Origin of the sequence: Altericroceibacterium spongiae, assembly GCF_003610805.1 — a bacterium.
Lineage (GTDB): Bacteria > Pseudomonadota > Alphaproteobacteria > Sphingomonadales > Sphingomonadaceae > Altericroceibacterium > Altericroceibacterium spongiae.
In genome coordinates this window covers 15,402-30,466 of record NZ_RAPF01000006.1, presented here as the reverse complement: position 1 = coordinate 30,466, position 15,065 = coordinate 15,402, and the positions used below count along the sequence as shown (strand labels likewise).

13 protein-coding genes are annotated in these 15,065 nt (G+C 59.5%); 7 read left to right on the top strand and 6 right to left on the bottom strand.

All coding sequences use genetic code 11. The features are described from left to right. The first annotated feature begins 145 nt into the window (after positions 1–145). The 3 genes from lepB to era are packed head-to-tail and all read left to right on the top strand — an operon-like array spanning position 146 to position 2,573. Positions 146–985 carry a signal peptidase I gene (gene lepB, locus D6851_RS12010; protein ID WP_120325138.1) on the top strand — a complete coding sequence of 280 codons (840 nt, stop codon included), beginning with the start codon at positions 146–148 and terminating at the stop codon, positions 983–985. Then, positions 940–1,659, top strand: coding sequence for a ribonuclease III (gene rnc / locus D6851_RS12005; RefSeq protein WP_120325137.1), 720 nt, complete (start codon positions 940–942; stop codon positions 1,657–1,659). The genes lepB and rnc overlap by 46 nt, the downstream gene beginning before the upstream one ends. After that, a complete protein-coding gene (gene era, locus D6851_RS12000) occupies positions 1,656–2,573 on the top strand; it encodes a GTPase Era (protein WP_120325136.1) in 918 nt (305 codons plus the stop codon). Before rnc ends, era begins: the two co-directional genes overlap by 4 nt. Positions 2,574–2,613: 40 nt before the next feature. On the opposite strand, the gene D6851_RS11995 is transcribed toward era, so the two are convergent. The 5 genes from D6851_RS11995 to plsY form a co-directional block, all read right to left on the bottom strand. Further along, on the bottom strand, positions 2,614–4,062 hold the full coding sequence (locus D6851_RS11995; RefSeq protein WP_238474070.1) for an MFS transporter: 1,449 nt from the start codon (positions 4,060–4,062) through the stop codon (positions 2,614–2,616). 66 nt (positions 4,063–4,128) lie between these two features. Beyond that, positions 4,129–6,729, bottom strand: a complete 2,601-nt coding sequence (gene topA, locus D6851_RS11990; protein ID WP_120325359.1) for a type I DNA topoisomerase — start codon at positions 6,727–6,729, stop codon at positions 4,129–4,131. Positions 6,730–7,003: 274 nt separating this feature from the next. After that, on the bottom strand, positions 7,004–7,672 hold the full coding sequence (locus D6851_RS11985) for a hypothetical protein (protein ID WP_147395472.1): 669 nt from the start codon (positions 7,670–7,672) through the stop codon (positions 7,004–7,006). Between the two features lie 80 nt (positions 7,673–7,752). Next, positions 7,753–8,847, bottom strand: coding sequence for a DNA-processing protein DprA (gene dprA, locus D6851_RS11980; RefSeq protein WP_120325133.1), 1,095 nt, complete (start codon positions 8,845–8,847; stop codon positions 7,753–7,755). Further along, positions 8,844–9,437, bottom strand: a complete 594-nt coding sequence (gene plsY, locus D6851_RS11975) for a glycerol-3-phosphate 1-O-acyltransferase PlsY (protein WP_120325132.1) — start codon at positions 9,435–9,437, stop codon at positions 8,844–8,846. The genes dprA and plsY overlap by 4 nt, the downstream gene beginning before the upstream one ends. A 151-nt stretch (positions 9,438–9,588) precedes the next feature. Here plsY and murI point away from each other — a divergent pair, with 151 nt between their 5' ends. The 4 genes from murI to D6851_RS11955 all read left to right on the top strand — a co-directional run bounded on the left by murI (position 9,589) and on the right by D6851_RS11955 (position 13,622). Further along, positions 9,589–10,434 carry a glutamate racemase gene (gene murI / locus D6851_RS11970; RefSeq protein ID WP_120325358.1) on the top strand — a complete coding sequence of 282 codons (846 nt, stop codon included), beginning with the start codon at positions 9,589–9,591 and terminating at the stop codon, positions 10,432–10,434. Positions 10,435–10,561: 127 nt separating this feature from the next. Beyond that, positions 10,562–11,776: a 5-aminolevulinate synthase gene (gene hemA, locus D6851_RS11965; protein ID WP_120325131.1), complete on the top strand. Its 1,215-nt coding sequence runs from the start codon at positions 10,562–10,564 to the stop codon at positions 11,774–11,776. A 307-nt stretch (positions 11,777–12,083) separates the two neighbouring features. Further along, the gene (locus tag D6851_RS11960; protein WP_120325130.1) at positions 12,084–12,857 is read left to right on the top strand and encodes a hypothetical protein; all 774 of its coding nucleotides are present in this window, start codon (positions 12,084–12,086) and stop codon (positions 12,855–12,857) included. 99 nt (positions 12,858–12,956) lie between these two features. Beyond that, positions 12,957–13,622, top strand: a complete 666-nt coding sequence (locus D6851_RS11955) for an epoxyqueuosine reductase QueH (RefSeq protein WP_120325357.1) — start codon at positions 12,957–12,959, stop codon at positions 13,620–13,622. Between the two features lie 93 nt (positions 13,623–13,715). Here D6851_RS11955 and D6851_RS11950 read toward each other — a convergent pair whose 3' ends face one another. Beyond that, a complete protein-coding gene (locus D6851_RS11950) occupies positions 13,716–14,921 on the bottom strand; it encodes a type III PLP-dependent enzyme (RefSeq protein WP_120325356.1) in 1,206 nt (401 codons plus the stop codon). Positions 14,922–15,065: the final 144 nt, after the last annotated feature.

The window sequence follows — 15,065 nt, the reverse complement described above, 5'->3', positions numbered from 1 at the left end:
AACCGCCAAGTTACGCAAACATGGCGAAGCGTTCAAAATGGAGGCAAAGATGCTGCAGCGCATGGGCAACAGGCTTTTTCCTGCTTATGGTGCAGGCACTCAAGAGGCTTGACGCAGGCCCGCCCGCTCAACATGGATTGCGACCATGAACGACACCGCCACCGGCGAAGCCGGAACCACCGCCCCCTCTTCGGAAAAAGCCGAGGGAAAGAAGGAAGACAGCTTTCTTCTTTTTCTTTTGAAGCTGGTGCTTTTCGTACTGATTTTCCGCAGCTTCATTTTCTCTCCCTTCTCGATCCCCAGCGAATCCATGCTGCCGCGCCTCGAAACGGGCGATTATCTGCTTGCGGCGAAATGGCCTTATGGCTTCAGCAAATATTCTCTGCCTTTCTCCGCTCCGCTTATTCCGGGACGGATTCTGGCCGGGCAGCCGGAACGTGGCGACGTGGTTATCTTCAAGGCGCCTCCCCTCGATCAGCAGGATTATATCAAGCGCGTAATCGGCCTGCCCGGCGATCAGATACAGGTGATCGGCGGCGTGGTGAATATTAACGGCCAGCCAGTGAAGCGCGAAAGAACCGAGGATTTCGTGATCCCGGTCAGCGTGAATACATCATGCAAAGAAGCACGCTTCGCTGAGAGGCAGAAGGATGGCGCACTTGTTTGCCGCTATCCGCAATTCCGTGAAACATTGCCCAATGGCGTCAGTTTCAACACGCTGGATTTCGGCATGTATCCGCAGGATAATACCGATCCGATCATCGTTCCCGAAGGCAAAATGTTTCTGATGGGCGATAATCGCGACAATTCGATGGATAGCCGCTTCCCCGCGGTTCCCGGCGGCGGTATCGGTCTGGTCCCGCAAGCCAATCTGATCGGCCGGGCCACTATTGTGATGTGGTCGACCGACGGTTCCGCCGAATGGCTTAAACCCTGGACATGGTTCACCGCCGCAAGGTGGAGCCGGATCGGACACGGATTTTGAGCCGCAATCTTTCTTCTGAAACGGTGCAGTTCCTGCGCGGCCTCGGAATCGATCCAACGGGGAAAGAAGAACTCTGGATCGAAGCGCTGACTCACGGCAGCACCGGAGAGAAGCGCAATTATGAACGGCTGGAATTTCTCGGTGACCGGGTGCTCGGCCTGTCGATCGCCGAATGGCTCTATGAGCGGAATGACGGCCCCGAAGGCAAGCTGTCCCAGCGCCTCAACGCACTGGTCAGTCGCGAAATGTGCGCTCGTATCGCCCGGCAGATCGGCCTGCCCGATCATATCCGCCTCGGCAAACAGGCACGCGACGATGGCGGGGCCGATAGCGACAATATTCTCGGCGATGTTATGGAATCGCTGCTCGGGGCGAGTTTCGTCCTGCGCGGTTTCGAACCGAGCCGCGACATGGTGCGCGATCTGTGGAGCAAGGCCATGGCCAGCCATGCCGGGCAGCAGAAACATCCCAAATCCGCCTTGCAGGAATGGGCTGCCGGAAATCAGCGCAAGCCGCCCGAATATGAGCTGATCGACCGCTCCGGCCCCGATCACGCGGCACGCTTTACCGTCCGCGTCACGGTGAAGAATGTGGGCGCAGTGGACGCTGTGGCGAACAGCAAACAGGATGCCGAAACGGCGGCAGCAAAGAAATTTATGGAGACCTATTCTTGAGTGAAACCACCCCGTCCGCCAGTTTGCCGCATTGCGGTGTGGCCGCCATTCTCGGCGCGCCCAATGCGGGCAAATCGACGCTGGTGAACCGTCTTGTCGGCCAGAAGGTCGCCATTACCAGCGCCAAGGCGCAGACCACCCGCGCCAGAATGCTGGGTATTGCGCTGAAGGATGAAACACAGATCATTCTCGCCGACACGCCGGGCATTTTCTCCCCCCGCCGCAAGCTTGACCGTGCGATGGTCACTGCCGCCTGGGAAGGCGCGCATGAGGCCGATGCCATCGTGCTGGTGGTCGATAGCGTGAAACAGCGCCGGCACGAACTGGAACCGCTGCTCGAAGCCCTTGCCCGCCGCCCCGAACGCAAGCTTCTGGCGCTGAACAAGGTCGATGCGAGCAAGAAGGAACCGCTTCTGGCACTGGCGCAGGATCTCACCTCCAAGGTCGAGTTTGAAAGCGTTTTCTTCATTTCGGCACTCGATGGCGAAGGGGTGGAAGACCTGAAGGATCACCTTGCGAAGCTAATGCCCGAAGGCCCCTGGCATTATCCCGAGGATCAGGTCTCCGATACAAGCGAACGTCTGCTGGCGGCGGAAATCACCCGCGAACAGCTCTATCGTCAGCTTCATGAGGAATTGCCTTATGACAGTGCCGTGCGGCCAGAAGCCTATAAGATCCGCCCCGACGGTTCGATCGAGATTCACCAGCAGATCGTGGTCGGCCGTGAGACGCAACGCCCCATCGTGCTGGGCAAAGGCGGCCAGAAGATCAAGGCCATCGGCGAAGCGGCGCGCAAGGAATTATCCGAATTGCTCGGCGTGAAAGTCCATCTCTTTCTGCATGTGAAGGTGGAGCAAAACTGGGACGAGAATCGTGAAATCTTCGAGGAAATGGGTCTCGACTGGATTAAATAAGGCGCGCCTGCGCCTCGCTACCGGTCCCTTGGGCGAATACTCAGCCCGCGCTGCCCGATGCTTTTGCAGCTTTTCGGGCAGCCGGGCCGCCGCCTGAGCTGAAAAAGCGCGTCAGGCTGCATAATGCCGCCACCACCGCCAGCACGGCGGAAACAATCAACGGCCAGGGGCCCACACCCAGCCCGCTACTCAGCAAAATGCCCACAACCACCGCCGCCATGGTCTGCCCCAGCAGCCGCGAAGTGGATAGCAAACCGCCCGCCGCCGCTGCCCGGTCTTTTGGTGCACGGCCGATCAGCAGACGCGAATTGGGGGCAAAGAACAGGCCGAAACCGAGCGCGGCCACACTTAGCCGCCAGGCAATACCGAAAGCGCCTGGCTGGTCGGGCATGGTCACCATCAGCGCAAGCGCAATCATCGCGATCACCATTCCTGTCACACCCAGCTTGGTCGGTGCCACACGGTCGGACATCCAGCCGGCGAAAGGCGCAACAAACAGCATGGTCAGCGGGAATGGCAGCAGCAAAAGCCCCACCTGATCGGGGCTGTATCCCATGGTCTGTTCCAGCCGGAACGGCAGCGCCAGCATCAGCGCACCGGAGGAAATAAAACAGGTGATCGCGGCCAGTGCGGACAGACCGATAACCGGCTGGCGCATAATATCCACCGGGACAACCGGATCGCTCCGCGCAGCTTCGCGACGCACCAGCAGCACAGCCGACAGGACGCCCAGAAGGGCCAGAACCGTGCCCGGCCAGTGGCTGACGCCATGCGTCGCCAGTTGCATACCGCCGATAATCAGCAGCATCGTCAACGCGCTCCACACACCGCTGATCCATTCGGGATCGAGCGGCTTGCGCACAGGATCGGGTAATGATCGCCCAAGCAATAGCGAAATGATCGCCATGGGTGCAGCGGCAACGAACACCCATTGCCAGTCCATATGGGCGACGATGTAACCGCCCAGTGTCGGCGCCAGGGCAGCCGAACTCGCCACGATCACGCTGTTGATCCCGAGCCCGCTGCCGAGCTTTTTCGCCGGATAGATCTGCCGGATCATGGCCGAAGACACGCTCAGAGCCATGCCGGCACCCAGCGCCTGCCCGGCCCGCAAAACCAGTAGAAATATCAGGTCGCTCGCAAAAAAGCACAGGCCCGATGTCACCAGAAAAAGAAGCTGCCCGATCTGATAAAGGCGGCGATGGCCGATCCGGTCCCCGACATTGGCAAAGGGCAGTAACACCATCACCAGAACAAGTTGGTAAACGGTGACAACATTGGTCACCACACCGTCATCCACACTCAGTTCACGGGCCATGGTGGGAAGTGCCACATTGGCAATCGCACCATCCAGAACCAGCAAAGCAGTGCCGAAAGAAATGGCGATAATCGCCCAGATACGGCGGGGGAAAGGCAGGCCATCCTGCTCCATGGCCCGGGTGAAGGCGCCGCCGCGATCATCATCCCAATGCGCGGCGTTCACCGACATATCGCCTCTTTCCTCTCTTCGCACCTGCAACATAGGCCGGGTATGTGTGCACCCGGCCCTGCCCTATCAAGTATCGGCATCCTTTTTGGTTGCCGTTTTTTTCTTCGGTGCGGTTTTCCTGGTCGTTGTTTTCGCAGTGCTTTTCGCGGTAGCTTTCTTAGCCGGTGCCTTTTTGGCAGCAGCCTTCTTTTTCGGTGCGGCCTTCTTCTTTTTCGCCGGTCCCTTGGCGGCCCGTTCGTCGATCAGCCGGATCGCTTCTTCCTCGGTAACATCTTCCGGCTTCATATCCTTAGGGATCGTCGCATTGGTGGTACCATCGGTGACATAGGGGCCATAACGACCCGGCAGCACCTTCATTTCACCGCCACTGGTCGGATGTTCCTTGAAGGTTTTGATCGGTTCGGCCTTCGCCCGGCTGCCTCGTCCGCCGCGCTGCGCTGCTTCGGCGAGCATCGAGACGGCGGCATTCATGCCCGTTTCGAAAACATCGCGGGTGGACTGCAATTTGGCATATTTGCCGTCATGTTTGAGATAGGGGCCATAGCGCCCGATCGCTGCGATGATCGGTTCGCCCGTCTCCGGATGCGCACCGATTTCACGCGGCAGATGCAGCAGCTTAACCGCCCATTCAAGATCGAAATCGTCGAGATCCTTGGGAATGGAAGCGCGTTTGGCTTCCTTTCCTTCACCCATCTGCACATAGGGCCCGAAACGCCCGGTCTTGCGATGAATTTCCAGCCCGGTTTCCGGATCTTTGCCGAGGATACCTTCCTCGCCCGTATCCTCATTACCGCCCGGTTGCGCGAATGGACGGGTATATTTGCATTCGGGATAATTATTGCAGGCAACGAAAGCCCCGTAACGCCCGCCGCGCAGCGCAAGGCGGCCATCGGCACAATTGGGGCAGGCCCGCGGGTCACTGCCATCATCCTTCGGCGGGAACAGAAAATCGGACAGAAACTCGTCCAGCACCTCGGTCACTTCCGAGGGTTTGCGTTCCATCACTTCGTCGGATTTCGGTTTGAAATCGCGCCAGAAACTTTCGAGCAGTTTTTTCCATTCGGCCCGGCCGCCGGAGACTTCGTCCAGTTCGTCTTCCATGCCCGCGGTGAAATCATAGGCCACGTAACGTTCGAAGAAACGTTCCAGAAAGGCTGTCAGCAGCCGTCCGCTTTCCTCTGCGAAAAAGCGATTCTTTTCGGTGCGGACATAATTGCGGTCTTTCAGCACCTGAAGCGTAGAAGCATAGGTCGACGGACGGCCAATCCCCAGCTCTTCCAGCCGCTTGACGAGGCTGGCTTCGGAAAAGCGCGGTGGCGGCTGAGTGAAATGCTGCGTCGCCTGCACCTCCTTCTTGGCCGGGCTATCGCCCTTGTGCATCACCGGCAGCAGACCCGATTCGTCATCGTCGTCCTTATTATCGCGGCCTTCTTCATAAACAGCGAGGAAACCGGGAAATTTCACCACCTGCCCGGTGGCGCGCAATTCATGGCGCCCGGTCGGCTCACGCATAGTGATCGTGGTGCGTTCGAGGCTGGCCGCCGCCATCTGGCTGGCCATGGCTCGTTTGAAAATCAGATCGTACAGCTTCGCCCCATCGCCGCTACCCGCGCGGTCGCGGGTGAAATCGGTCGGGCGGATCGCTTCATGGGCTTCTTGCGCATTCTTCGCCTTGGTCGAATAATGGCGTGGTTTTTCGGGGAGATAGTGCCCGTCATACCGGTCCGCAATGGCCTTACGCGCGGCGGAAATGGCGCTTTCATCCATTTGCACACCATCGGTACGCATATAGGTGATAGCCCCGTCTTCATACAGGCCCTGCGCCAGCCGCATCGTGTGGCTGGCGGAAAAACCGAGCTTGCGCGCCGCTTCCTGCTGAAGCGTCGATGTGGTGAAAGGCGGGGCGGGATTGCGCTTGAGCGGCTTGGTTTCGACATCTTCGATCGTGAAGCGCGAATCCTCGACCGCCTTCCTGGCGGCATCGGCCATGCCCTTATCGCCGATCGACAGACGTTCGAGCTTCTTGCCGTCATAACGGACCAGCCGGGCATCGAATGGCGTGCCATCCTGCTCCATTTTGGCAAGGACCTGCCAATATTCCTGCGGTGTGAAGGCCTCGATCTCGCGTTCGCGATCGACAATCAGGCGCAGCGCCACCGATTGCACGCGCCCGGCACTCTTGGCTCCGGGCAGCTTGCGCCACAGGACGGGCGACAATGTGAAACCGAACAGATAATCCAGCGCACGGCGGGCGAGATAAGCATCGATCAGATCCTTATCGAGCTGGCGCGGTGCTTTCATCGCATCGGTCACCGCTTTCTTGGTGATCGCATTGAAAGTGACCCGCTCGACATCCTTGGGCAGCGCCCGGCGCTTCTTGAGCAATTCGAGCACATGCCAGGAAATCGCTTCCCCTTCGCGATCGGGGTCGGTCGCGAGAACAAGGCGATCGGCATCTTTGGCCGCATCGGCAATCGCCTTAATGCGCGATTGCTTATCCTTGTACGGTTCCCAGTCCATCTCGAAATCTTCGTCCGGCCGCACGGAGCCATCCTTGGGCGGCAGATCCCGCACATGGCCGTAGGAAGCGAGAACGGTGAAGTCCTTGCCCAGATATTTCTCGATGGTTTTCGCCTTGGCGGGCGACTCGACGATCACGAGCTGCATGGAAGTATTTATGTCCTTACGCGTATGTGTACGCATGAAAGTGGTGGCACCATTGCAGGTTCGTCAACCCACCAAGCGGAAAAAGCACTTAACGGGGCATCCCAGAAACAGAGTCTCCATGGGCATAAAGCGACAGCCAGATCGCCACCGGCAACGGGATCAGCAGGAAGGCAGGCGCTTCCCTTTTTGTGGCCGGATAATGAAAACCGTCCTGGCGGGCCCGACGGAGAATATGGTTCCATGGCGAAATTCCCTTCTCCGGTGCGATGCCGCGTCAGTTGAAGACTTCGGTGAGCTGTTCGTCTTGCGGACCGAGCAAAGCGAAAAGAGCGACAGGCAGCGCCAGAGAAATCACCGACACACATTGAAGCAGCAGATTCGGAATCAATGTGCTCAGCAGAACGCCTCCCACATCGGAGCCAACGGCAAAGAGCAGCCCGATTATCACAGCCAGCGGAACAATGAGGATAAGGCCTGCCAGAATGATCGGCACTTCATGCTCTTTGGTGAGCCTGTTGCTTTCCGCGAAACAGTCCATCGGATCGGCATACCCACCGATCAGCAGCGGATAGACCAGCGACCAGCGCGCGGCGAGAATCAGCCCCGGAATAATCAGCAGCAGCAAGCCGAGAGCAATACCGAGAGAGGTCAGAATCGAAAGACCCAAAAACGCCAGATAGCGTCGCCCCGTTCCACCGCCCGATAGCCGGGCCTGTTTCAGCATTGTCTCGATCAGCAGATATTGCGCCAGAAAATCGAGTACGGTGAGCACGAATTGCAGCAGGGAACCGGCAGCCGACACAACCGAAAAAGTCAGCAAATCGGCCAGCGATGTGGCAATCGCAAAAAACAGCACATACAGACCAAGCACTTGGCTGTTAGCTGCTATAGTCGCGCTTACGCTGCTGAATATGTCGCCTGGCGACAGGGTTTTATCCGCCATTTTCATCCCTGCTATCACGTGTATCAGCGCTCTTTGTCGGTCTGCGGACGATCTGTCCACTCCGGCGCTTACAATGCCCGTCACTCTTCACCCAGGCTGACCCGTCCACCGGCATGGCGCCGCAGCCGTCCGGCAATCTCCAGTTCCAGCAGCGCCATCTGCACCGCACCGGCACTTGCGCCGCTTTGCCGGATCAGTTCATCCACCCCGATAGGAGCGCTGGTAAGCAGGCCGGCAATATCGGCAGGGTCCTGCGTCCAGACTTCTTCTCCGAAAGCAAAATCCGTCCCGGCCGCTTCCCGGAAAGCAGAGCGGGCCTGCCCGTCAAAGCCGGACACCAGTTCGAGCACATCTTCCGCCGACTGCACCAGCACGGCGCCGTCGCGAATCAGCTGATTGCAGCCATGGCTGCGCGCATCGAGCGGGGAACCGGGTATCGCCATCACTTCGCGCCCTGCCTCTCCCGCCAGCCGGGCGGTTATGAGCGAACCCGATTTCGGCGCGGCTTCCACCACCAGCGTGCCGGCGGCCAGCCCGGCAATGATGCGGTTGCGGCTCGGGAAATGGCTGCCGCGCGGTTCGGTGCCGGGCGGCTGTTCGGCCAGCAGCAGCCCCTCCTGCGCGATCCGTTCCTGCAAGCGGCTATGCTGCGGAGGATAGGTAATATCGATCCCGCTGGCGATGACACCGATCGTCGAGGGCAACGCGCCTTCATGCGCCGCTCCGTCAATCCCGCGCGCCAGACCCGAGGCGACCACCTGCCCGGCACCGGTGAGCTGCGCCGCGAAATCGCGCGCCAGTTTCACCGCCGCGGCCGAAGCGTTACGCGCGCCCACCATGGCGACACAGGGCTGCGCGGCCAGCGCTATATCGCCGCGATAGATAAGAATCGGCGGCGCGCTTTCGGTTTCGCGCAGTAGCGCAGGGTAATCGGGCGAATCGTGAAACAGATAGCGCGCGCCGGCTTTGCGCGTGGCCAGCACTTCCTGCTCGATCCGCCCTTCGGGCGCCGCACGATAGGCCCGGCCCCCACGCCGGGCGAGGTCGGGCAAAGCTTCCAGCGCCGCTTCCGCCGTGCCGAAACGCTGCAGCAGACGGGCATAGCTGACCGGACCGATATGGGGTGAGCGCAGCAAACGGATCCGGGCAAAGGCTTCCGCTTGCGTCAGGCTCATTTGCCCGAACCCACTCTGGGTTCGGTACCCGCTTTCAACCGGGCGATATTGGCGCAATGCAGCACCAGAATCAGCGCTGCAATAGCGCACAGCACCGGCACCAGTTCCCAGCGTCCCAACGCCATCGCCACGAGCGGCGCGGCCACAGCGGCGCTCATTCCGGCGAGCGAACTGATCTTCGTGCCATAAAGCAGCCCCAACCAGACCACCGCATAGGCAAGGCCGAAAGGCCAGCCCAGACCGAAACAGACCCCTGCCGTGGTCGCCACGCCTTTCCCGCCTCTGAACCCCAGCCAGACCGGAAAGCAATGGCCGATCACTGCGCCCAGCGCCGCGAAACCGACCGCACCGGGCAGGAACTGCCAGGCCAGAAAGACCGGCAGCCAGCCTTTGAACAGATCGAGCAGCAAGGTCGCCGCAGCAAGCTTTTTGCTGCCCGTGCGCAACACGTTGGTTGCGCCGATATTGCCCGAGCCGATCTTGCGCACATCGCCTTTGCCCGCCAGCATGGCAAGCAGCAGACCGAAAGGTATCGATCCCAGAACATAACCCAGCACAGCCGCCAGAAGGGCATCGAGCCCGTGTGTCATTATCACTCCTGTTATCCCCGCCCGTCAGGCCGTTCATGCGAGGCAGCCACATCACACCCGGCCATGAAAAGGCCATGACAGGCCGCCGCCTTCGTTCTTTCCATAGCGCCTCGCTTGCAATTCCACAGGGGGAAAATATGCGGAAATGGATATGACCGATGCCTCCTCTTCCATTTCTCCGGCCGCCTCCCCCGCAGCGCCGCCCGCTTCCGATGCCCCGCTGCTGATTTTCGATTCGGGAGTCGGCGGGCTTTCCGTGCTGGCGGAAATCCGCAAAAGCCTGCCTCAGGCACCGGTGATCTATGCGGCGGATACCGCTGCCCTGCCCTATGGCGAAAAGACCGAAACACAGATCGCAGCGCGTGTGCCCGCCCTGCTCGGCCGCATGGTGGAACGCTATCGCCCGCGCCTCATCGTCATCGCCTGCAACACCGCGTCCACCATCGCGCTGGCCGCCGTACGCGAAGCGCTCGCCCTGCCGATTGTCGGCACCGTGCCCGCCATCAAGCCTGCCGCTGCCATGACCCGCAGCGGCGTGATCGGCCTGCTCGGCACCGCCGCGACGATCCGGCAGGCCTATGTCGACAATCTCGAACGCGAATTCGCCGCCGGCAAACATCTGATCCGCCACGCCGCCCCCGGTCTGGTGGCTGCTGCCGAAGCCAAATTGCATGGAATCGCACCCGATCCGGCGCTGTTTCGCGAAGCGGTGGACGGGTTGCGCAGCCAGCCGCATGGCGACGCTATCGATACGGTCGTGCTCGCCTGCACCCATTTCCCGCTGATCCGGACGGAGCTGGCCGAAATACTGGGACAAAATGTCCAATTCATCGATGGGGCAGCCGGTATCGCCCGGCGGGTTGCCTATCTTACGCAAGGACAGGCTTTCACCCGGAAACAGTCGGATTTTGCGGTATTTACCGGTGACGGGGCCGATGAAAAGCCGTTGCAGCGAATGTTGCAGAATTACGGCATCGATCACATCGATCGCTTTTAATGCGAAAGGCTCGCAAACTCCGCCCTTTCAACAGGTTGCGGAACATCGTAAAGCGCTCTGCAAATACCCCCCGGCCGCGATAAAAGTGGTGCCAGACCACAAATGCGGCGCAGAATGGACCGGTTGTGTGAATTACGACCAGATTTTTGATCAGGCGATTGACCGTCTTCACTCCGAAGGCCGCTATCGGGTGTTTATCGACATCCTGCGCAATAAGGGCGCCTATCCCAATGCCCGCTGTTTTGCCGGGCATAACGGGCCCAAGCCGATCACAGTGTGGTGTTCGAACGATTATCTGGCCATGGGACAGCACCCCAAAGTCATCGGAGCGATGGAAGAAGCGTTGCACGATGTCGGCGCCGGTTCCGGCGGCACCCGCAATATCGGCGGCAACACGCATTATCATATTCAGCTCGAACAGGAGCTGGCCGATCTGCATGGCAAGGAATCGGCCCTGCTGTTCACCAGCGGCTATGTGTCCAACGATGCCACGCTTTCCACGCTCGCACGCCTGCTGCCCGGCTGCATCATCTTCTCCGATGAACTGAACCACGCCAGCATGATTGCCGGCATCCGCAATTCGGGCTGTGAAAAGCGCGTCTTCCGCCACAATGATGTGGAGCATCTCGAAGAGCTGCTCGCCGCGGAAAGCCCCGATGTGCCCAAGCTGATCGCTTTCGAAAGCGTCTATTCGATGGATGCGGATGTGGCGCCGATCCACGCCATCTGCGATCTGGCCGAGAAATATAACGCGCTCACCTATATCGACGAAGTCCATGCTGTGGGCATGTATGGCGAACGCGGCGGCGGTATTTCCGAACGTGACAGGGCTGCGCACCGGATCGATCTGATCGAAGGCACGCTGGGCAAAGCTTTCGGCGTGATGGGCGGCTATATTGCAGCGGACAAGAAGATCATCGACGTGATCCGCTCCTATGCTCCCGGATTCATTTTCACCACCTCGCTCAGCCCCGTTCTGGTGGCCGGTGTGCTCGCTTCGGTGCGCCATCTCAAATCCTCTTCGGAAGAGCGGGAGAGGCAGCAGGCCAGCGCGGCAATGCTCAAGCAGATGTTCCGCGATGCTGGTCTGCCGGTGATGGATTCGACCACCCATATCGTGCCGCTGATGGTGGGCGATCCGGTGAAAGCGAAGCGGATCAGCGACATTCTGCTCGCCGAATATGGCGCCTATGTGCAGCCGATCAATTTCCCGACCGTACCGCGCGGCAAGGAACGTCTGCGTTTTACGCCCGGCCCGGCTCATACCGAAGCCATGATGCGCGAACTGACCGAGGCGCTGGTGGAAATCTGGGACCGTCTGGATATCCGGCTCGCCGCTTAAACGATAATTGCTATAGATCCTCCCCCGCGCGCCTGTATCGGCGCTGCGGGGCAGAGATAATTGGTGCAAGGCACCATCTTTCCCGCACTGCGTTACGCATCCTCATGCGAAAACACGCGGTTTTTGCATTCTCAGCGGAAATTATCCGGAAGATCAGTGAGCAGATCGCTGCGGAAACTGCGATAAAACAGCAGGCTTTCTGCCTGTCAGCAGGTATCCTCAACATTTAAATTAAATTGCACGAAACATTTACAGAGCCTCTTCGTACTGCCAAGTATCGTGTTGCAACTGCGAACAGGGGACCGGTATGAGCGAGGAAATCGTCCAGATTGGCCATGACTTCTGGAATATCCGGGGCAAATTCAAGATTGCCGGCCTGCTGAATGTCGGGACACAGGCATCGCTGATCCGCCTGCCCAGCGGACGCTTCATCTTCCTCGATTCCTACACGCTGACACCCGAAATGCTACGCAAGGTCTACAGCCTGACCAAAGGCGGCAAGGCGGTGGAAGCGATACTCAACCTCCATCCGTTCCATACGGTGCATTGCGAAGCGATGAGTATGCTGTTTCCGAAAGCGAAACTCTACGGATCGAGCCGCCATAAGGATCTGTTTCCTTATCTTCCCTGGGAAGACGCACCGGTCGAAAGCCCGGAAGTAGCAGAGCTTTATGGCTCCGTGCTCGACTTCTCCCTCCCGCGCGGAGTGGATTATATTTCAGACAATCAGAATGTGCATTTCTCCTCGCTGCTCGCTTATCACAAACCATCGGGCGCGCTGCATGTGGACGATACGCTGACCTATTTCGACTGGCCCAAGCCACTGGGCTGGATCATGCCTTCGCCGCGCATCGCCTTTCACCCGACACTCGGCAAAGCGCTGGAAAAGCGCCCCGGTGCGGCGGCGGATTTTACCGGCTGGGCGCAGGAACTGGGCCAGAAATGGGCAGAAACCCGCGTGGTCTGCGCCGCCCATTCGAGCAGCACTGCGCTGGTTCCGGGCAGTTTCCCGCAGAAAATCGAAGCGGCGCTTGGCCGTGTGTCGGGCAAGCTTGCCAAACATCGCGACAAATATGGCTGAGCGGCCATAAGCTGCGGGGCTTCATTCGCGGCGCATGATCGGCTATGGCGCGCGCAATAGGCCTTTTATGCGGCCCCCCGGGGCCTGATGGACTGCATTATGACGACAGATATAGACCGCCCGGTTCTCACCCCGCCCGACGGGCATAAGCGCGTGCTGCTGCATAGCTGCTGCGCGCCCTGTTCAGGTGAAGTGATGGAAGCCATGACGGCGAGCGGGATCGACTATACGATCTTCTTCTACAATCCCAATATTCACCCCAAAAAGGAATATCTCCTGCGCAAGGATGAAAATATCCGCTTTGCCGAAGAGCATAATATTCCTTTCGTCGATGCCGATTACGATACGCAGAACTGGTTCAAGCGCGCGCGCGGGCTCGAATGGGAACCCGAACGCGGGGCACGCTGCACCATGTGTTTCGATATGCGTTTCGAACGCACCGCGCTTTACGCCCATGAAAATGACTTTCCGGTCATCACCTCGTCGCTCGGCATATCGCGCTGGAAAAACATGAAGCAGATCAACGATTGCGGCGAGCGCGCAGCCGAGCATTATCCCGATCTCAAATACTGGACCTTCAACTGGCGCAAAGGCGGCGGAGCGGCCCGGATGATCGAGATTTCCAAGCGGGAAGAGTTCTACCAGCAGGAATATTGCGGCTGCATCTATTCGCTGCGCGACACCAACGCCCATCGCGAATCGCAGGGACGGGAAAAGGTCGAAATCGGCAAACATTATTACGGCAAGGATCAGGCGCCGGGCTGAACGCCCTGCCCGCTTCGCTTTACCGCCCGAACATGAAAGGCCCGGCAGGATCGCTCCTGCCGGGCCTTTCCTTGTCTGTCTGTAGAGAGCTGCTCAGCGCAGACTTACGACATTGTCGCTTTCGCGCGGATCGGGGCGGTCGCCGCGATAGAGGCTGGCCATGGGCTCGCTGGTGACATTGACGCAATGGGCCGCACCGAAGCCGTTAAAGCCGGTTTTCATCGCCGCGCCATAGGCGCCGAGCATCCCGATCTCGATATAATCACCGGCCTGAATATCGGCCGGGAGCATAAACGGCCCCTTCATGAAATCGGCATCGTCGCAGGTCGGGCCATAGAAGGAAAATTCCTCATGCGCGCCCTTGAGATCGTCTTCCAGCGCTTCCACCGGAAAGCGCCATTCGACATGGGCTGCATCGAACAAAGCGCCATAGGCCCCGTCATTGATATACAGCTCATCACCGCGGCGCTTTTCCACGCACACGATCAGCGAGCTATATTCGGCGGACAGCGCCCGGCCCGGTTCGCACCATAATTCGGCCGAATAGGAAATCGGCAGATTTTCGAAATGGCGATGGATGACCGAGAAGTAATCTTCCAGCGGCGGCGGTTCCATGCCGGGATAGGAGCTGGGGAAGCCCCCGCCCACATCCACGATATCGACCGTCACAGCCGCTTCGGCAATCGCTGCACGGACCCGCTCCAGCGCCTGTACATAGGCAAAGGGTGTCATCGCCTGACTGCCGACATGGAAGCAGATGCCCAGCGCATCGCAATGCTGGCGGGTCGCCTGAAGCAGCGGCGCGGCATCGGCGAGATCGATCCCGAATTTGGACGCCAGCGAGAGTTCCGAATAATCGGATGACACACGCAGCCGCACCAGCAGGTTGAGATCGTCGGCCTGCACGCCCTCTTCGGAGGTCGTCGCCTGCACGATCTTCTCCAGCTCCTCGATCGTGTCGAGGCTGAACGTCTTCACGCCATGGGTGTGATAGGCTTCGGCAATGGCGCGTTTGGTCTTCACCGGATGCATGAAGCACAAAGTGGCATCGGGCAGCGCTTCGCGCACCATGCGCACTTCGGCGATGGAAGCGACATCGAAATGCGTCACGCCCGAATCCCACAGGATGCGCACGAGATCGGGCGAAGGATTGGCCTTCACCGCATAGAGCGACTTACCGGGGAAGTTCCGGGCAAAGAACCGACCGGCCCGAGCCGCCGCATGCGGGCGATTCAGGATGACGGGTTCATCCGGCGAAAGATCGCGAACTACAGCCGAGGCGTCAGGGTAAATGTGCAATTCAAGGGACCCCCAAACGGTTAGTTTTACAAAACGAGGCTGCCTTGCGGTTAGGAAGTCCCCTTGGGGCAGCAGAGGGCGCGCATATAAGCCTCGCATATCGACATGCAAGGGGAAATTTATGACACTCGCCAGAGCGTTCCC